General features: G+C 52.4%; 22 protein-coding genes. 18 read left to right on the top strand and 4 right to left on the bottom strand.

The window, feature by feature from the left end:
* The first annotated feature begins 72 nt into the window (after nucleotides 1–72).
* Both A4F85_RS30070 and A4F85_RS01190 read left to right on the top strand, forming a co-directional pair.
* On the top strand, nucleotides 73–303 hold the full coding sequence (locus A4F85_RS30070) for a hypothetical protein (RefSeq protein ID WP_156516879.1): 231 nt from the start codon (nucleotides 73–75) through the stop codon (nucleotides 301–303).
* The gene (locus tag A4F85_RS01190; RefSeq protein ID WP_156516880.1) at nucleotides 300–1544 is read left to right on the top strand and encodes a hypothetical protein; all 1245 of its coding nucleotides are present in this window, start codon (nucleotides 300–302) and stop codon (nucleotides 1542–1544) included. Before A4F85_RS30070 ends, A4F85_RS01190 begins: the two co-directional genes overlap by 4 nt.
* Here the strand turns inward: A4F85_RS01190 and A4F85_RS29065 are convergent.
* The 3 genes from A4F85_RS29065 to A4F85_RS30075 form a co-directional block, all read right to left on the bottom strand.
* On the bottom strand, nucleotides 1535–2461 hold the full coding sequence (locus A4F85_RS29065) for a DUF3560 domain-containing protein (protein ID WP_231890413.1): 927 nt from the start codon (nucleotides 2459–2461) through the stop codon (nucleotides 1535–1537). The genes A4F85_RS01190 and A4F85_RS29065 overlap by 10 nt on opposite strands.
* Nucleotides 2462–2813: 352 nt before the next feature.
* On the bottom strand, nucleotides 2814–3698 hold the full coding sequence (trfA, locus tag A4F85_RS29070) for a plasmid replication initiator TrfA (protein ID WP_082848063.1): 885 nt from the start codon (nucleotides 3696–3698) through the stop codon (nucleotides 2814–2816).
* The gene (locus A4F85_RS30075; protein WP_156516881.1) at nucleotides 3695–3919 is read right to left on the bottom strand and encodes a hypothetical protein; all 225 of its coding nucleotides are present in this window, start codon (nucleotides 3917–3919) and stop codon (nucleotides 3695–3697) included. The genes trfA and A4F85_RS30075 overlap by 4 nt, the downstream gene beginning before the upstream one ends.
* Nucleotides 3920–4266: 347 nt before the next feature.
* On the opposite strand from A4F85_RS30075, the gene A4F85_RS01195 reads away from it, so the two are divergent.
* Together A4F85_RS01195 and A4F85_RS30080 are read left to right on the top strand one after the other, a co-directional pair.
* Nucleotides 4267–4689 carry a hypothetical protein gene (locus tag A4F85_RS01195; RefSeq protein WP_063325399.1) on the top strand — a complete coding sequence of 141 codons (423 nt, stop codon included), beginning with the start codon at nucleotides 4267–4269 and terminating at the stop codon, nucleotides 4687–4689.
* Nucleotides 4686–4832 (top strand): hypothetical protein, encoded by a 147-nt coding sequence (locus A4F85_RS30080; RefSeq protein WP_156516882.1) that lies wholly within the window; start codon nucleotides 4686–4688, stop codon nucleotides 4830–4832. Before A4F85_RS01195 ends, A4F85_RS30080 begins: the two co-directional genes overlap by 4 nt.
* Nucleotides 4833–5009: 177 nt before the next feature.
* Here the strand turns inward: A4F85_RS30080 and A4F85_RS01200 are convergent, their stop codons facing one another.
* Nucleotides 5010–5354 (bottom strand): hypothetical protein, encoded by a 345-nt coding sequence (locus tag A4F85_RS01200; RefSeq protein ID WP_063325400.1) that lies wholly within the window; start codon nucleotides 5352–5354, stop codon nucleotides 5010–5012.
* On the opposite strand from A4F85_RS01200, the gene A4F85_RS30090 reads away from it, so the two are divergent.
* From A4F85_RS30090 to A4F85_RS30120, 14 genes are all read left to right on the top strand, one after another.
* Entirely contained in the window at nucleotides 5353–5688 is a 336-nt protein-coding gene (locus A4F85_RS30090; protein ID WP_156516884.1) for a hypothetical protein, read from the top strand. The two genes, A4F85_RS01200 and A4F85_RS30090, sit on opposite strands and share 2 nt — an antisense overlap.
* A gap of 1080 nt (nucleotides 5689–6768) precedes the next feature.
* The gene (locus A4F85_RS30095; RefSeq protein ID WP_156516885.1) at nucleotides 6769–7077 is read left to right on the top strand and encodes a hypothetical protein; all 309 of its coding nucleotides are present in this window, start codon (nucleotides 6769–6771) and stop codon (nucleotides 7075–7077) included.
* A gap of 782 nt (nucleotides 7078–7859) precedes the next feature.
* Nucleotides 7860–8486, top strand: coding sequence for a TrbG/VirB9 family P-type conjugative transfer protein (locus A4F85_RS31345; protein WP_082848064.1), 627 nt, complete (start codon nucleotides 7860–7862; stop codon nucleotides 8484–8486).
* Complete coding sequence (locus tag A4F85_RS31350; RefSeq protein ID WP_156516886.1) at nucleotides 8483–8995, top strand: lytic transglycosylase domain-containing protein; 513 nt, start codon at nucleotides 8483–8485, stop codon at nucleotides 8993–8995. The genes A4F85_RS31345 and A4F85_RS31350 overlap by 4 nt, the downstream gene beginning before the upstream one ends.
* A gap of 12 nt (nucleotides 8996–9007) precedes the next feature.
* The gene (locus tag A4F85_RS29085; RefSeq protein WP_082848066.1) at nucleotides 9008–9655 is read left to right on the top strand and encodes a TcpQ domain-containing protein; all 648 of its coding nucleotides are present in this window, start codon (nucleotides 9008–9010) and stop codon (nucleotides 9653–9655) included.
* Entirely contained in the window at nucleotides 9642–11306 is a 1665-nt protein-coding gene (locus A4F85_RS29090) for a hypothetical protein (RefSeq protein WP_197485431.1), read from the top strand. The genes A4F85_RS29085 and A4F85_RS29090 overlap by 14 nt, the downstream gene beginning before the upstream one ends.
* Nucleotides 11266–11790: a hypothetical protein gene (locus tag A4F85_RS30100; RefSeq protein WP_156516887.1), complete on the top strand. Its 525-nt coding sequence runs from the start codon at nucleotides 11266–11268 to the stop codon at nucleotides 11788–11790. The genes A4F85_RS29090 and A4F85_RS30100 overlap by 41 nt, the downstream gene beginning before the upstream one ends.
* 10 nt (nucleotides 11791–11800) lie before the next feature.
* The gene (locus tag A4F85_RS30105) at nucleotides 11801–13126 is read left to right on the top strand and encodes a type 4b pilus protein PilO2 (protein WP_197485432.1); all 1326 of its coding nucleotides are present in this window, start codon (nucleotides 11801–11803) and stop codon (nucleotides 13124–13126) included.
* Between the two features lie 85 nt (nucleotides 13127–13211).
* Nucleotides 13212–14897: a GspE/PulE family protein gene (locus tag A4F85_RS29095; protein WP_197485433.1), complete on the top strand. Its 1686-nt coding sequence runs from the start codon at nucleotides 13212–13214 to the stop codon at nucleotides 14895–14897.
* Nucleotides 14894–15949 carry a type II secretion system F family protein gene (locus A4F85_RS29100; RefSeq protein WP_082848068.1) on the top strand — a complete coding sequence of 352 codons (1056 nt, stop codon included), beginning with the start codon at nucleotides 14894–14896 and terminating at the stop codon, nucleotides 15947–15949. The genes A4F85_RS29095 and A4F85_RS29100 overlap by 4 nt, the downstream gene beginning before the upstream one ends.
* A 56-nt stretch (nucleotides 15950–16005) precedes the next feature.
* Nucleotides 16006–16551 (top strand): hypothetical protein, encoded by a 546-nt coding sequence (locus A4F85_RS30110; protein WP_156516889.1) that lies wholly within the window; start codon nucleotides 16006–16008, stop codon nucleotides 16549–16551.
* Nucleotides 16552–16568: 17 nt separating this feature from the next.
* Nucleotides 16569–17567 carry an ATPase, T2SS/T4P/T4SS family gene (locus A4F85_RS29105; protein ID WP_082848069.1) on the top strand — a complete coding sequence of 333 codons (999 nt, stop codon included), beginning with the start codon at nucleotides 16569–16571 and terminating at the stop codon, nucleotides 17565–17567.
* Nucleotides 17568–17957 (top strand): hypothetical protein, encoded by a 390-nt coding sequence (locus tag A4F85_RS30115; protein ID WP_156516890.1) that lies wholly within the window; start codon nucleotides 17568–17570, stop codon nucleotides 17955–17957.
* Entirely contained in the window at nucleotides 17942–18655 is a 714-nt protein-coding gene (locus tag A4F85_RS30120) for a hypothetical protein (protein ID WP_156516891.1), read from the top strand. The genes A4F85_RS30115 and A4F85_RS30120 overlap by 16 nt, the downstream gene beginning before the upstream one ends.
* Nucleotides 18656–18664: the final 9 nt, after the last annotated feature.

Genomic DNA, 18664 nt, shown 5'->3' on the forward strand with positions numbered 1-18664 from the left:
TCGACCAGGACCTGCAGCTGCTCGATGTGTTGGCCACGGCCGCGCTACGCGCCGGCCTGGTCGTGGATCTGCATGTCTGGGCCAGCTGGTCCAGCACCAGGTGCTGGCCAGGCCTGGGCCGCGCAGCGGCGCCGCCGGGCGCAGCTGGTCGATGAGCTCGACCAGGACCTGCAGCTGCTCGATGTGTTGGCCACGGCCGCGCTACGCGCCGGCCTGGTCGTGGATCTGCATGTCTGGGCCAGCTGGTCCAGCACCAGGTGCTGGCCAGGCCCGGGCGGCGCCGCCGGCAGGGACCATGCTTGATCAACCTGCAGCTGGTCGATGTGGTGGCCACGGCCGCGCTACGCGCCGGCCTGGTGGACGTGGATCTGTGGGTCTGGGCCAGCTGGTCCAGCACCGGGTACTGGCCAGGCCTGGGCCGCGCAGCGGCGCCGCCGGGCGCAGCTGGTCGATGTGGTGGCCACGGCCGCGCAGCGCGCCGGCCTGGTGGACGTGGATCTGTGGGTCTGGGCCAGCTGGTCCAGCACCGGGTACTGGCCAGGCCTGGGCCGCGCAGCGGCGCCGCCGGGCGCAGCTGGTCGATGTGGTGGCCACGGCCGCGCAGCGCGCCGGCCTGGTGGACGTGGATCTGTGGGTCTGGGCCAGCTGGTCCAGCACCGGGTACTGGCCAGGCCTGGGCCGCGCAGCGGCGCCGCCGGGCGCAGCTGGTCGATGTGGTGGCCACGGCCGCGCAGCGCGCCGGCCTGGTGGACGTGGATCTGTGGGTCTGGGCCAGCTGGTCCAGCACCGGGTACTGGCCAGGCCTGGGCGGCGCCGCCGGCCGCAGCCGGTCGATGGGCTCGACCAGGACCTGCAGCTGGTCGTTGTGCCGGCCACGGCCGCGCTACGCGCCGGCCTGGTGGACGTGGATCTGCGTGTCTGGGCCAGCTGAGCTCGACCAGGACCTGCAGCTGGTCGATGTGGTGGCCACGGCCGCGCAGCGCGCCGGCCTGGACGTGGATCTGCATGTCTGGGCCAGCTGGCCCAGCACCAGGTGCTGGCCAGGCCTGCAGCTGTTCGATGTGTTGGCCACGGCCGCGCTACGCGCCGGCCTGGTCGTGGATCTGCGTGTCTGGGCCGCGCCGCCGGCAGGGACCATGCTTGATCAACCTGCAGCTGCTCGATGTGGTGGCCACGGCCGCGCTACGCGCCGGCCTGGTTGTGGATCTGCATGTCTGGGCCAGCTGGTCCAGCACCAGGTGCTGGCCAGGCCCGGGCGGCGCCGCCGCCGGCCGCAGCTGGTCGATGAGCTCGACCAGGACCTGCAACTGGTCGTTGTGGTGGCCACGGCCGCGCTACGCGCCTGCCTGGTCGTGGATCTGCGTGTCTGGGCCAGCTGGCCCAGCACCAGGTGCTGGCCAGGCCTGCAGCTGCTCGTTGTGGTGGCCACGGCCGCGCAGCGCGCCGGCCTGGTCGTGGCTCTGCATGTCTGGGCCAGCTGGCCAAGCCTGGGCCGCGCAGCGGCGCCCCCGACAGGCGCCTACCTCAGTAATAGCTATGCCTGATCTAAAGACGCAATCACTTGCTGGCTGGCCCAAATTCCGGCATTGTTTAAATGTCGAACCCACGCTCCACGCCCCGGTGACCATTTAAAAGAATGGCGCTTTAGAATATTTCTGATATCTTCAGAAGGTTTTCCTTCGAAAAGAAACATCACACGATTTTCTACAACGTCTTCTCTATAGATATATCCATTACCAGATTTTTCTACAGTATTTCGCGTCTTACTATTTTCCAACTCTGCTATTCTAGATTTAATTCGACTGATATTAGCATTATTATTTGAAAGTGCATAAGCAGGAAATCCTATACGCCCTGCAAAATCCGGTCTCATTGCCTCTTTCGCTTGCTCTAGAGTAAATCCAATCTCAATGAGAGCTGATAATTTATCTTCATCTGACTTCTTCCCGCGAATAGCTCTATTTGCCGATTTCATCGATTCCTGAGAAGCTTCAGCATTCAATAGTTGAGACCTAAGTTTCTCAATAGCTTTTGGATCATCGCTAGATACACCTCCATTTCCCACACCACTGGCTTTCCTAAGATAATGCTGAGCTTTATCTTGAGCGGCAAATGACTTTCCAAAGGTATTGTGAATTTTATTACGATAATTTATGTCTCTTCCAGCACTATGATGGTCAAAAAGAATTGGTTGACCAAAAGGAATAGCTTGGGCCATTTCGCGAGCCCGATTGTAAAGTGTCGCTCCTTCACTAGTCGCCTTTGCAGCTAGTTGCTCATAACGCTCTCGTCGTGCCTTAACTTTCTCTTCGTAATTGTTAATGCATGCTTCTTCTTGATGAGAACTACTCCCAGAAAAATCAAATGACGATTGAACTGCAGTCTCCTGCAATTTAAATTTTGCATTGCAAGATTCTTGAGCCGGGAAGTTTTCTGTATTAATTTCGTTTCGGTATGTCATGTCAATATCCATTCCTGTGTTGTAAAAATTGCTTCGCTGAGTTCCCTTCGCCGTGATACCCGTAAATTTCCATACAGGGCAGGGGGCAAGGGCGAAAACGGAAGCCGCACGCGGAACGGAATGAAATGAGTACTGAACGGGTGAGTATTTCAGGGCTACGCCCGGCCCTTGAATCCCTGACAGGGATGGATAAAAATTTAGGGTAGGCGAGGGGAGGTCAGGGAAGCATAACAACACTAGACCATGGACGTTGGGCGTGCCATTCTCATTTTCTGCGGGTGGGAGCCCGCCTAGCTAAATGGAGACCGTGCTAGACGGCCTCTGGCATGACTGTGACGCTAAGGCCCAGGCCTTAGCGAACGACAGAGATGAAATCGTCTTTAAGGATAATGGATTTAGCAAGACCTGCGTTCATTAGTTCCGTGCAGGCTCTTTTAACTGTCTGTCTCCAACTAAACATTTTTAAATCCGTGGACCCACACATTCCTTGGAATGTTACCAATGTTAATGGGAAAGGCTGCTGATGACTCGCAATATGGTCTGCTAGCCTACGCCCAACCGGCGATAAATCTCGATATATCTCCCAAATGTGGCTCGTAAAAGTATTCCCAGCGAATAAACAAACCAATCCAGGATCAAGCCATACTCGGTACTGAGTCGGTTTTCCCTCTACGTCATTTATGGCGGTGTAATTTTGGATTAATGATATTGATCCGCTTCTACCATAAGCCTTTGTGCTTAACGCTAGAACTTCGTTTGCTTTTAACCTAGAAATGCATTCTCGCGCTTTATCATAATATCGACCATTTTTCGACCAACTAACATCCTTGACCAAGTCTTTAACAGAGAAATCGAAAGGCTCCCCGAAAGGAACGTTCTTTCCATAATTTAGTATCTGAAGCCAAATCACCTCATCGTCTTCTGCGCGCAGTTCGGGACCTGTGTAAAGAATTTGGACACTTTGAGAATAATGAAATAAAGTTTTATGTAGCAAATTCTCACGTGGAGTCCGCTTATTTCTCGCGGTAAACAAAGATGAGCGAGCATAGTCATTAGGAATATGCCGCAAATCTGTACGTTGCAGTTGCTCCGGGAACAATAAATCAAGTTGATGTTGACCGTTTGGGTCTACGCCCTTTCTTCTCAACCAAGCGCTACGTTGCAAATTCTCTGCTTGCTTGCTTGCCCGTTCGGCGAGAGAGTTGCCAGGGCTGCCTCTTTGGTCGGACTGTTTCATGCTGAAATAGATTCACGCGTTTGCTGAGATGGTTGCGCAATATCTTCTCGCAGGCGAACCGAATCTACAGTAAGTGGTGTTCCACGGCTCGCAATGTAGAGCCGCATCAGATCTCGTATAACTTGTCCATATGGCCGGTGACTATCTGCGGCGGCAGCTGTGAATTGAGCCTTCAGGTCGGCCTCAACTTTGATAGACATTTGAACTTCTTTGTTAGCCATTTTCCGCAGCACCACTAGTTACGATTTGTCCATTCTAGAGCAACACACAAGGTGTATGCAACATCTATACCAAAAATATATTTTGTATAGATGCACCTTGTGACCCGCTGAGGCAGCCCCTGGACGGCGCCGCCATCCGACGCGATGACTTGTGGGGTGTCCAACTACGCACCCGTAGTTGGTCGATGAGTTCAGACAAGCCCTGCGGAACCTGCGCCAAACATAGCGTTCCGCGAATCTGAAGACCTTGGGGCATGGATACGCGTGCGTATCCATGCCCCCCGCCCTCGGAGGCTCTGCCCGCATAGCTGGTCGATGAGCTCGACCAGGACCTGCAGCTGCTCGTTGTGGTGGCCACGGCCGCGCTACGCGCCGGCCTGGTCGTGGATCTGCGTGTCTGGGCCAGCTGGCCCAGCACCAGGCGCTGGCCAGGCCCGGGCGGCGCCGCCGCCGGCCGCAGCTGGTCGATGAGCTCGACCAGGACCTGCAGCTGGTCGATGTGGGGCCACGGCCGCGCAGCGCGCCGGCCTGGTCGTGGATCTGCATGTCTTGGCCAGCTGGTCCAGCACCAGGCGCTGGCCAGGCCCGGGCGGCGCCGCCACCGGCCGCAGCTGGTCGATGAGCTCGACCAGGACCTGCAGCTGCTCGTTGTGGTGGCCACGGCCGCGCAGCGCGCCGGCCTGGTTGTGGATCTGCATGTCTGGGCCAGCTGGTCCAGCACCAGGCGCTGGCCAGGCCTGGGTGGCGCCGCCGGCAGGGACCATGCTTGATCAACCTGCAGCTGCTCGATGTGGTGGCGACGGCCGCGCTACGCGCCGGCCTGGTGAACGTGGATCTGCGTGTCTTGGCCAGCTGGCCCAGCACCAGGCGCTGGCCAGGCCTGGGCGGCGCCGCCGGCAGGGACCATGCTTGATCAACCTGCAGCTGCTCGATGTGGGGCCACGGCCGCGCAGCGCGCCGGCCTGGTCGTGGATCTGCATGTCTTGGCCAGCTGGTCCAGCACCGGGTACTGGCCAGGCCTGGGCGGCGCCGCCGGCAGGGACCATGCTTGATCAACCTGCAGTTGCTCGATGTGGTGGCCACGGCCGCGCTACGCGCCGGCCTGGTGGACGTGGATCTGCATGTCTTGGCCAGCTGGTCCAGCACCGGGTACTGGCCAGGCCTGGGCCGCGCAGCGGCGCCGCCGCCAGCCGCAGCCGGTCGATGAGCTCGACCAGGACCTGCAGCTGGTCGTTGTGGTGGCCACGGCCGCGCTACGCGCCTGCCTGGTCGTGGATCTGCGTGTCTGGGCCAGCTGGCCCAGCACCAGGTGCTGGCCAGGCCTGGGCGGCGCCGCCGCCGGCCGCAGCTTGTCGATGAGCTCGACCAGGACCTGCAGCTGCTCGGTGTGTTGGCCACGGCCGCGCAGCGCGCCGGCCTGGTCGTGGATCTGCATGTCTGGGCCAGCTGGTCCAGCACCAGGTGCTGGCCAGGCCCGGGCGGCGCAGCAGCGCCGCCTGCTGCAGCTGGTCGATGAGCTCGACCAGGACCTGCAGCTGCTCGATGTGGGGCCACGGCCCCGCAGCGCGCCGGCCTGGTCGTGGATCTGCGTGTCTGGGCGGCGCCGCCGGCAGGGACCATGCTTGATCAACCTGCAGCTGCTCGATGTGGTGGCCACGGTCGCGCTACGCGCCTGCCTGGTGGACGTGGATCTGCATGTCTGGTCCAGCACCAGGCGCTGGCCAGGCCTGGGCGGCGCAGCGGCGCCGCCGGCCGCAGCTGGTCGATGAGCTCGACCAGGGCCTGCAGCTGCTCGATGCAGCGCGCCGGCCTGCTTGTGGATCTGCATGTCTGGCCCAGCACCAGGTGCTCGCCAGGCCAGGGCCGCGACGCCGGCAGGGGCCATGTCTGGTCAACCTACAGCTTCTCGGCCCGTCTACAAAAAGTCACGCAATGACGGACCATAGGTCATTTGTCACCGAAGGACAAAAATTGTGGTAGCAAAAACGATCCAAAAGATATTTTTTGGTATGCCGGCTAAAAATGGGCGTGACAGATGACCTATGTGCAGCCGGAGAACGTGACAGATGACCTATGCAAGCTAAGCTGCCAGGAGTTGTTGGTGGGCGATACGTTCTCCGAACGTGGCAAACAGCAGGCGATCAGCCAGCAATCTGTTGCCAGAGTCTGTAATGACGGGGGATAAAGGGGTCGCCAGCGGGAGAAGCGTCAACCCCCGAAGCTTCGGGTTGCTAGCTGCTGCGACTCTGACGCCAGCTTGCAACCGCTTCAAGCGGCGAGGTCCCGCACCTGAAGCGCGATTTCCAACGGTTGACGTGGTGACCAGGCAAGATGCCTCTGCAAGCACGCTCGGGAGGGCGGCAGTGTCATCCTCGGATAGTTCAACTATGCACATGTCATACCGGATGAGAAATTGTGCGAGGGACGAACTGAGCCGCTGCGCTGCGTCGGTTGCACTGAGGGCTGCGTCAAAAAGCCAAGCATCGAACCGCACGATTGAGAGCCACGGCGACAGTTGCTCAGGGTCGAGCACAGGGGGAGGGGGTCGAAAAAGCTGAGAAACGGTCAACCCAGATGCGTTCCCAGACGTTGTACTAGGTGGAAAGCTTGCGCCAAGCGCTCCCCCCCGCGTAAGATCAACGATCAGCACACGCATGCCAGTCCTGACTGCTGCTTGTGCGAGATGCGCAGACAGGCATCCTGTAGCTCCGTTGCCCTCCTTAACTGAGACAACAAGGGCTCCAGTTGCCCCCTCGGATGCGATCAAATCCCTCCGGCTGTGTTCCATCTTACATTCCCTAGTTTAAACTTGCGCGTTTGCCAAAAAGTGCCACTTTAGGCACACGAAAATGAGCACACTTCCCAGCTGTACAACAAAGAACAGCATCCTCGATGCCGACCTCATCCGCCAGGCTAAGGAAGGGGCCTTAATTAAGCTCGTAGTAGTCTCACTAAGCGGTGAAAAAGGTACGTATGTCGTTGCTTACCTACGCAACGAGCCACAGCGGCCCATCTACTTGGCAACTCGACGCAACCGCAAAGAACCTAAGGTTTTTGTTGATCAGACACGTCTGATCAACAATCTTGCCAACGATTTCGCAGGGATCCCGGTGCAGATACTTCTGCCGCATGAGACTCCCCCGGCACAGCAAATCTGATCGCATCAACATCACGGCAACACACGAAATCATCTTTGGCACTGTGCTAACACACAGTGCCGGACAAGGAATAGATACAAGTGTGGATTTTGTGGAAGAGGGCCACAGCTGTGATGGCGCAAAATTCCGTCGAACAGGAGCACCCGTGGCGCAAGTCCACGGAAGGCAACGCTGCCAGCAATCCTGAGGCTTGGTGACCCCTTTAATTGTATCGCTAGGTAACATTCTAAGCGACGAAGCATGCGCCCGCTTCGCTGGTCAACTGGCCATAAAAGTCAAACTCGACCATCATCATACCAAAACAACATTTTTGGTAGCAAACATCATCCAATATGTTTGTTTTGGCTATGCATAAATTACACTCACAGCAAGCCCTTTGTTGTACTTGTGTATACCAGTCCTGAATGATTCCCCTCTGCTCAACCCAAAACAGTGTCCTTGCCGCGGACCTCGAAGCCCTGGCGAAACTAGGCGCTGTAGAGAAAATTCGCCTCATACCCACGAATGCAGGGTGCTATGTCGTTGCGCACATCAGGAACGCTACAGGTTCAAGGGAAGTGTTCTTAACAACCCGCAGGGATCGTGTTAGACCGCGCACGTTCAAAGATCAGACGCGTCTTTACGCCAGGCTGCTGAAGGACTACAAGGGCGTGCAAGTGAATTTAGACTTGGGTTCGCCAAGAAACCAAACCTAGCTTTTTGGATACCTTAACATACCAAAATAACAGTTTTGGTTAAAAAAATGGTATTCTTTGGTTTCATCTTGATGAGCCAGAAATGCCATGAAATTTGCGTATCCCCTGCTTGTAACAGCCGCACTTAGCGGCTGTTCGACGTTTCAGAACACCTCGAATGAACTGGCTTACCCCACCACAAGGGGTGACCGCCAACCAATCAATCGGGTCGGCCCTGAAGAAGTTTCGCGGGGGCGAAACAATCCTGATACCCCCCTCGACCAACGTGTTAGGCGTGTCACTGGCCAGGAAAGTGGTCCGGTAGGTGACGCGCGAGATTCACACTACTCGTTACAAAATACCAAACCACTAACCACCAGATACGTGTATGGGGCATCTACGCCGGTGATCGTATGCGCGGTAGGCCACGTCTGCGACATTGAGCTTCAGCCCGGGGAAAAAGTAGTTCCCCCGCTTAGAACGGGTGACAAGGTCAGGTGGCAACTGGACTTGGTGACAGCAGGGCAGGGAGGACAGGAGGTGCCGCATCTCACAGTCATGCCACTGGAGCCGGGTATAGAAACGTCTCTCATCGTTATCACCACGAAGCGCACTTACCACATGTTTCTCCGCGCCAGTCGTGCTGACTCAATGCTGCGCACAGTCTTCGTGTATCCCGATGACCTCTCTTCACGCTGGACCGCAGCCCAGACACCTCAAGTGAGCATCAAGTGATCATTGATGACGTTGAAGGGCTATTGGCAAACTGTGCTCCCACAGTAGCGACCACAACGATGCGAGCCATCGTTAAAACCGAATCTGGTTTTCGGCCAAATGCTATTGGTTATCTAATACGCAAAGGCGAATCCGAATACACATTGTCTCGTCAGCCAAAAAATCAATTCGAGGCAATTCAGTGGGCGACTTGGCTATATGCGAACGGCTATAAATTCGACGCGGGAGCTGCTCAAGTCAACTCGTCAAATTTCGCACGGGTTGGACTTACACCCTCAACGGCATTTGACCCCTGCAAGAATATTTCGGCTGGAGCGGCAATCCTTACATCAGAGTATGCAAGAGCATCCGTGAAATTTGGTCCAGGCCAGAATGCATTAAGGGCCGCAATTTCATCGTACAACAGCGGTAGCTTTGTCCGTGGAATCCACAATGGATATGTTACGCGTGTAGAAAAAGCGGCGGCTAGTGGATTTCTGCCGTTGATTTCGAGTACCGCAAGACGGTAGATAGAGGTTCCTATGAAAATACTAGCCATCACTGTATTTGCGATTACGGCCGCCACCGCAAACGCACAGTATGTTCCTGCAGGTAGTGCGCTAATTGAAAAGGCATTAATACAGTTGGTCCCCGCGCCTTTACAGGCAACTATCGATTATCGGATACCAGAAGCTACAGTATTGAAGTGGGATGCATCCGTAGACTGGATGGTAGCGTTACAGCAAGCCACAAGCCAGGCGGGGCTCCAACTGAAACCAAACTTTGAAGCCGGCCAAATAAATGTAATGCCTGGGCGGCCAAATCCTAAGGCATTGAAATCGACAGAAACGAGCAGCGAACTTCCGAAAGTAACCTCGCACCCTGCACTGCAGACAAAAGTCGAACAAGGGGCAGCGGCCACAATTGTTGACGAACCCGAATTTCTAATAATGCCCGGAATTCGGATAGATCAGCAGCTTTCCGACTGGGCAAAGAAGAGTGGTTGGACATTGATTTGGTCAAGCGAGAAAAGCTGGATACCTCCTGGTGCTTCTCCGATTAAATATACAGGGCCGGTTGATGTAGCCACGGAACGTGCTGTAAATCATCTCTACTCAAATGGTTTGCCTGTGCGTCTCGAAATATGGGAAGCAAACAAGATTATGGAGATCAGCCATGCAAAAAAATAAAACTGTGTATAAATTCGCTCTTGCCTCATTGACAGTGTCTATATTGGCAGGATGTGGAACTATGCACGGCATAGAAACTGCCGCAACAACAGTTAATGACGGACGGGTAACTACAGAAAACGCACTAAACGTTGCTAGGGCTCAAGCTTCAACCGCTTCTGTAGTGCGGCACAAAGGGCCTCGACTCAACGGAACAGAAATAGTAATAACGGACGCAGCAAAAAAGCTGCCTGCGATTTTTGGCGAGAAATTCGAATATCGCAGTGCGATGCAGAGTTTCGATGGCGTGATGGCCGATATATCGCGATCTACCGGATATTCAGTTAGAAAAGCAATAAGGCCAAAAACAGCAAACCTTCAAAGTTCAGCAGTAGAACCTAAGACCTCGACAATTACGCCTGGGTTTATTTGGAACGAAAACTTGTCGGGTTTCTTGGATCAGCTGGCAAGAAGCCAAAATCTGTTTTGGCGCTTTGACCGGCAAACTCAAGAAATTGTCTTTTTTCTGGAAGAGACACGCTCATTTTCCGTACACGTAGCCACAACAGAAAGCACAGTGGCGTCGTCCATCTCACTGGCAGGGGCTGGAGGATCGAGCGCAGGAGGCTCTGGCGCCTCGGGAGGGGCAGCTGGCAGTTCATCGGGAGGCGGTACATCAGGCAATGTGTCGATTAGCGGCACATCGAAAATTAACGCGTTTGATTCAGTTCTGACAGCTGTTCGTGGGTACGCGCAAGAAGACCAAGCTTTGCAAGGTTTGGCTCAAGTGAATCCATCCAATCAGACGGCCTCAGGATCAACGCAAACGCAAGGCGTTATCGGGAACGAGGGCCTTGGAATGATTACGGTCACTGCTACACCGCCCACACTTGACCGCATAGCCACGTATATTGAGAACGTCAATAAACGGTTTGCAAGAAACATATATGTGAACGTCAAAATATACAGTCTTACTCTTGACGATGAAGCAGTTAATGGCTTGAGCATTAGCGCTGCGATTGCAAACTCTGCAGGTACAAAAGGGGTTGATCTTTCGCCGTCCAATTTGGCACAACCAAATACCGGCGCCCCTGGCGAGTTCAAAATGCGCATTGCAAACGCCGGTAGCAAAGTGGATGTTGTCGCTCAAGCACTACGCAGTCTAGGAAATGTAACGAACATACAAAGCGCACAAGTAGTTGCGGCAAATGGCCAGCCGTCACCTTTCCAGATTGCCAATGATGTTAGCTTTGTAGAGAATTCTAATGTCGTCGTCGTGCCAAATGTTGGGGTTTCAAGGTCAAGCACGCAAGCAACGCGAACTGTTGGCCTAACAGGAAACATTGTGCCGAGGTATTTGGATGATAACCGTATGCTTCTGCAATATCAGTTAAATCTGAGTTCCTTGACGTTAACTCCAGGAGGGACGCCAGATGCACCAATTCAAACATCCAATATCGCCCGCCAAGCGCTGCAGCAACAAGCATTTTTAGAAGACGGAGAAAGCCTTGTCCTTTTCGGATATGAGCAACAACGCACGGTATCTGATAAATCCACTGGCATTCTCACTGTCAGCAACAGGGGCAGCTCACAGCGAAATATGGTTGTGATTGTTATGGATGTATTTGGCGATGCAAAATCCGTTTCTTCCAAGGGCTTTAACAATGGCTAGATTTATCCATACCATTTTCTGGGTGCTGATGACCAGTAATGTTCAAGCACAAAGTCATCTACAAACACTTGCAGATATTGAAACAAAGACCCACTTGGCTCAAAAACAACTTGCACTAATGCAAGCAAATGCAGCTATCGCTCAGTTCAAAGGCATGGGAACTACGGTCATTCCCCAAATAATCTCGCTATACAGTTCAAAGAGAGTCATGCGAGCATTAGTCGATCTCGGTCCCTCTGGTATCAAAGATGTAGGTCAGGGCGACGTTATAGGCCCAGGAATGACCGTATCAAATATAGACATGGAAAGTGGTGTGCGGGTAGCAATGCAAGGAAGTAAATCGACGTTCTATCTAGCAATGAAATCTGCACCGCTTCCAAGCACTTCACCCCAAGCCCAACCAGGTCAGCCGTCAGCACAACCACCTGGCTATGCGCTAAACACAAGCACGTTTGTGCCGCCACTGCAGCCGTTTAAACAGTGAGGACCGGATGGTGAATCCCACGTTGCATCAGATCAGCAAGGCCCAGACGATTTCAGATGGTGTCTCCAAAGATAAATATGTCATTGGAGCTGATCTAACTCTCTGCCAGACAAAATCCGAAGCCTCGAAGCGCATTCGTAACTCTGCCATGTGCTTATCTCTTGCAAACGGGGAAGGTCAGTACATATCCGTCTTATCAAGGGAATTCACCTCGTCACAGCCTCGCGCTGGCGTATTCATTAATGCACTTGCAGCAATAGGCACGGTAGACAAAAACGCGATCATATATCACGAACTTGGAAATGGTCTCTACTGGGTAGGTTGTGTCCGAAACGGGATACCTTTGCCAAGTTGCGACAACATAACGACAGCAGAAGGGGCAGGCAAGGCGCTCGGCGAATACTTTGACTATGCTCCTGATGGCGTACTAATTGGATCTAGTCACGATTCTCTGCGATCCGTTGCCGCAACGCTCAAAAAGGTAGATGCAAAGAAACGGCTACTCTGCCAATACAAGAAGCCGCAATCACCGTATCGCACGCAAGTTATTATTATCTGCATCGTAATCGCAATAGGCTTGATGGCATTCGCACTTCAGTCCTTAAAAATCGCCAGGGACGCGGCAGAACTTGCTAGGCAAGCTGCATTAGCGAGGCTAAACGAATCCGCAAGAATCGATGCCGAAATTCAAAAATACAACAAGGACGTGCAGGACATAGTAAAAAACGCTAGGGCAGAAATTGAAGCCACAGTCTCCCCAAGGGAAATGGTAAATGTATGGCTTGATTATATAACTCAACAGCCACTACAGGCAGGTGGTTTCAGGCTTGATATCGTTTCATGCGACGTGAAAAAATGCGATTTAACATGGAAGGCGCTAAATGGAGCAACCCTTCTAAATCCGGATGGGTTAGAGCCATATCAAAGAGACGATACAACTTTGCTCACTACTATTCCGTTGCCAAATCTCAAATCTATTCCTAGAAAGCGGGAAGAACGTTTGGAAATAGTTTCGAGATTTCATCAAATTGGCAGTATTCCTGGACTGTCTCTCACGGTTTCTCCTGAGCTTGCGGCAATTGTTGTACCAACGCCCTCGAAACCAGATATACCAGTCGAAATGCAGGAAAAGCTATCCGCTATACAGCCAGTCACCGTGGGATATCAATCTGCTTTGGTCGCAGACGTAGCACTCTCTTTGATTGGAGAAACATCTGTCCTGATAGGAGACTCTGTCAGTCTCAAAACAATTACGACAACTCCACTTACAACGAATTCCGGCGCCGCACTCGCTCCAACTCTCAAACTGACTGGCTCCTATGTTCGAATTCCGTAGAAGACCTTCGACACCATCCAATCCACGGTCCCCATTTCAAGTTAGTGGAACAGACCAGGAACAAGCAAAAAAAGGATCAATAGCAATGGAAATCTTGCACAGCAGAGCAGCGGCAGATAATTCACCCAGAAATATCGAAATCGTTAAGGAATTTCATTCCGTCCCTGCAGGCACCGCTATTACAAAAGTGGCACTGGATTCATTTCAAAGAAAATCCATGGTGGCCATTGAAACAAAGCCCGGCGAAGCGGCAATTCTGGTCGTCCCGGAATCCTATGGCACGGGTGCTGCACTGAACTTAAAGAAGGAATTAGTAAGCAACGGTTATCAAGTGCGTTTTTTACGCGCGACCTCAGACGTCATTGAGCACACACACAACAAATATGCTGGGCAAACCAGCGAGACGACTAGCGCCGCTACAAAGCCAGAAAAGCTTATTACAGAAATCCTCCAAAGTGGACTCGAAAAGGGAGCTTCAGATATCCACGTCGAAACCCGGCTTCCTACCGCAGACGTTTTTCTTAGAATCGATGGCGCACTTAAGCCATTGCGCAACCTAACATACGAGACTGCGGCAAGTCTTGCACAAGTTCTTTTCCTGAAGGGCGAAGAAGGCAGCAAAGATATCGACTGGAACTATAGAACTCTTGCAGATTGCGGTATCAAGTGGAAGCTTGACGACGGCGAAGAGGTTGGTATTCGCTTTTCTTCCTTGCCTATTGCACCCAATCCGAATTTCCACTTTGTTTTGCGTTTGCAATCTCTAAAAGAAGAATCCATCGAACTTAAGGACTGTGGATACACGGCAGATCAGCTCGGAGCGCTTGACACTTTACTTGGCGCAAGTAAAGGTATAACAATCTTCTGTGGACCTACAAACAGTGGAAAATCTGAATCATTGGCGGGATGCATGCGCCGGATTTATCAAATGCGCGGCACGTCAATAAAGGTCATTACTGCAGAAAATCCTGTAGAGAAGATAGTACCAGGCGCATGCCAAGTGTCTGTGGGGGGCAGCATGGACTATGCCACCGTGTTGAGGGGAATTCTTCGGCAGGATGCCGATGTAGTTGTTCCTGGCGAAATACGGGATGTCGAAAGTGCCGGTGTTGTTCGGGATATGGTCTTAGCAGGACGCAAGGCACTCTCAACAGTTCATGCACACTCTGCAATAGGCACGTATGTTCGACTACGGGAGCTCGGAATACCTTGGGATCTTCTTTCAATGCCAGGATTCATCAATGGCATTGTTTATCAACGTCTAGTGCCGACACTTTGTGATGGATGCAAGATCCCTCTGATGGGCGGCGGGGTGAAAAAGATTTCTCCGGCAGTCTTCCAGCGTCTATCCCAGGTAACGAGCCTGGCGAATCCGAAGCTTTCCGTCCAAGGAGAGGGCTGCCCGAAATGTGATCATTCGGGTATCAGTGGAAGAACGGCAGTTGCTGAGTTTCTTATTCCAGACACGAAATTTCTACGTCTTTTGGAAAAGGGAGAATTGGCGTCTGCAGAGCAGCATTGGAAAGAAGGTACTTCCCTAGCCATTGGAAGACATGGAGTCACCGCTCTCGCGCACGCAATATATAAGATGGAACAAGGGATATTGGATCCGGTGGCCATCGAAGAACACGTCGAGCACTTGACGACAGAGCTTTCCATGGCATCCAGAGAGGTGAAGAACGCACCTGCTCAAACCTACGGCTTAACGGAGGAAGAAATGATTCCGCAGTATGAATCTGCAGGTATCACCTTCAGAAAGACTGGGACATGATGATATTCAACCTAGCCAGAGTCCGAGCGAAGCTTGCTTTCACTGCTAAATATCGCGCGGAATTCTATGGCCTGTTGGAATCCTTTGTGGATGATGGTGTTCCTCTATTCTCCGCAATTGAAGAGATTCACAATCACTATTGTGATATTAAGGATCCACGCTCATACATAACACACAAGCTGTTGGCGGACTCGCGCGGGGCATCCGGCAACGTGCGAAGAATGTCAGAAAGCTTGGACTGGTGCATTTCCGGTGCGGAGCGGTTGGCATTGGATGCAGGAGAGCACGCCGGCACTATTCCTTTAGGGCTGAGAACAGCAGCGGCCGTGGCTTTGAAAAATGCAGCACTGGTACAGTCCATACAATCCAACCTTTCAGCACCGACATTTTTAATGGCGGGCATAGTCGCACTATTGTTTTTTATTCGATCCCAAACAATACCACTGTTTACTCAAGTGTTGCCACGCGAACGCTGGCCGCTTGTGCCATCGATATTAGGGAAAATAACGGACTTCGTGCCAATTGGAATACCTGTAACTATTGCTGTCGCATTGGTCTATTTGGCGTTTTTTAAAATTTCCGCAGAAAACTGGACTCCAGGCCCCCTACGCAATAAAGTAGATAAGCATATCTTCCCATTCACTGTCTACTCCAATGCAAATCTGGCGATTACACTAGCTGGCATTTCTGCCCTAGTAAACGCAAAAGTCAGCTTCGGCACAGCAATTGAACGGCTGCGCGATTGTTCTACACCATGGCTCTACGAGCATCTAGAGTCAGTTCTATTATTACTTCGAGAGGGCGGAAAAGAGGGTGACGCCCTCGCCACTCTGTATCAGGGCGAAGCAAAATGGCTCATAAGTGCCTATGGGAAACGGAGTAATTTTGCTGAAGCACTATTGAAACTCAGTGACAGAATCAACAACGAGCTGTTAGCAAAAATATCTAGGCAATTTAAGTTAATTGCGTTCGCACTTTCGGCTTTCGCTGCCACGATATTGACGCTCGTTCTTTTAAGCTCTGGTCAAATCGGCATTTCTATCCGCAACTAAATCAACGGGCCATCGAACCCCATAAGTTCGTATTCATCTTAATTGAGGTTATACACATGAAATTCATCCGCAACACAAACCGTACACAACGCCAACGCGGATACGTCCTGAACGAGCTCGTTCTAGCTGTAGCAATTATTGTTATTGCCAGCGGTGCGGGCTTTGTCATCTACAAGACGTTGGCAAAGGATACAGAGACTTCAAGCCAGATAAATGGCATCGTTGACTTTCTTTCAAAATCAAAGGAAACCTTCGGCCTTTCTGGTGGCAATTGGAACTCATTTAGCGCGGCGAATATGATAAAGCTGAACAGGATCCCGAGCCAGTTTACCAAAGACGCAACAAAGATCTACGATGCGAACGGGAATGAAGTGGTCTTTAAGGCGCCGGCTGCGGCTCAAGGGACGGTGAGCTTTTTGATGCGGTCTTCTGAAGAGTGCGCGAAGATCACGCAGGCAGTTGCGGAGCTTTCCTATATTGCAAGTGTCGGCGCATCCGGAAGTGAATCCTCTGTCAAAACGGCAACTACAAAGCTAGATATCGATGCCATGGCCACAGGCTGTGCAGTAGCTAATCGCGTTCTAACTCTGGCCGTTCGCTAATCATCGATACCAGCTCCATGTCTTCGTCCATATTTCACAAAAACAAGGTATCTGACGTACATTTGCGGGGTAATGTCGCTGACGTTCTCGACTGTATTGCCTATGCACCAGGTCCAAGAAAAATTAGCGATGCAGAGGCTTCCCTCTGTATTCGACTAATTGAGCGTTGCCAGACAATCGCGCAACGTGATTTTATGTTCAAGGACGACGGCGTGCATTACCGAGGATACACCGATGATATGTCTGTGGACGGGCGCTGGTATCGGTTGAAGCTGCTGCGCTCGCATCCCCCAAGTTTGGAAGAGCTACCCACGCCTCTGGCCCCGAGCGTTATAAAGACTCTCATGTCTGAGCGCGTCAAGCGCGGTGGCCTGATGCTGATCAGTGGGGCTCCCGGCGCAGGGAAGACAACAACAGGTTCATCAGTGGTGGTTAGCCGCCTCAGACGCTTCGGCGGGGTGGCCTACACGCTAGAGGATCCACCTGAAATGCCGCTCAGTGGGTGGCATGGAGAGGGTATATGCCACCAGGGACAAGTGCCAGCTGGTGGGAACGAGGTTGGCTGGGAAGAGGCCTTTCGCGGCATCTTGCGCAGTCAGCCAGCCGCCTCAACGCCGATGCTGTTTGTGGGAGAACTTCGGGATGGGGGCGCAGTTCGCGCTTGTATACGGGCCGCACAGAATGGATTTCTGGTAATAGCAACTAGCTTTGGGACTCAACTCACGGAAGGTATTACGTCAGTTGCAGAATTAGCCGCTGATCGGAAGGAAAGTACACTTCCTATTGTTTATGCCAACTTAGGAACAGTTCTCAAGGTTGTTGTTCATCAGCAGCTGAGAGCGGGAAGAATATCAGCCAGTATTCTGGCAATACCTGAGGACTCTCCTCAGAGCTCAATGATCCGGAAGGCACTTATTCACGATCTTCGCGGACAAGTTGAATATCAGCAAAATATTATTTTTGCGGCAACGCAAACCTCCCCTGATGGAATAGATCTAATGGAGCATCGCGTATAAATGGGTATCTGGCTTTACTCTGTCTTAGCGGCTGGTGCCACAGCCATTGGCATCACGTTTTCATTCCTATCTTCGCCAATTATAGAAAGGCCAGCAAGTAATGTTTTGCAGCAAGAGGCAGGATCACAGGCAAGAATTACCTTTGAATTTCTTGTTGCTGATTACATAAAGTCAAATCCCAATTTTACTGGGGTGCTTACTATTGCTGATCTACGCACCATCGGAGCATCACGCTCATCATTGCTTAATGGCGCATTTTCGCATGAATGGAGTGCAAAGATAATCCCAGGATCTGCGCCCGAATTCTGCACTCCCGTTCCAAATAGAAACTGGCCAGCATTAATCAAACTAGGTGCAAAATTAGAAAGTCTGACATGCAGTATCCATTGAAAGCTCAGAACGGATTTGCTCTTTATGAAATATTGCTTGCAACGGCTATTCTAGTTCCACTAGGAATGCTTGCGATACAAAAACAAAATACGCAACTGGAAGAAGCCAGAGGCATAACAAACTCTGAAAGAACTCAGGATTTTGGCGAGTTGGCTTTGGCTTATTATAGGGCCAATGCTACTTCCTTACGCTCTGCTATGTCGAATGGCACAGGCGCAGAAAAACTGTGCCGACTTGGGGTCGATGCAAACGCTCCCCAGCCTGAGGCAACTGGCATTCAATCCAATAACTTAACTTTGCATACCTGTGCTATTGATGCTGGATTACTTAAGTGGAAGCAATTCGCGCAGCCCTCATTCCCTGAGTTGAACTTGCATCAACAGCACATGGTTGCAATCTTCAGACGTATATATAACAAATCCGTCAATCCTCCAACTCCGACTGATAATGTTGAGATGTTGATTGTAGGAGCCTCTGGCGCTATTGGCATCCCTAATTACGCACCAAATTCTATTGGTGCCGTTGGCGGCCTTGATTCCCTCATAAGGGATGCGAAGTCTATGGGCGCGTCAGGCGGCGTAATACCCGATGAAGACCGCGTTCTATGTAAATGGATTGATTCGGATCCAACACAAAGGGAAGCTTGCGGTATTCAAGGTGGATGGAAAGTAACACTCTCAGATTTCGTAGGCTCATAACAGATATAC

The sequence above is a fragment of the Delftia sp. GW456-R20 genome, assembly GCF_001622915.1.
GTDB classification, from domain to species: Bacteria; Pseudomonadota; Gammaproteobacteria; order Burkholderiales; family Burkholderiaceae_C; genus Comamonas; species Comamonas acidovorans.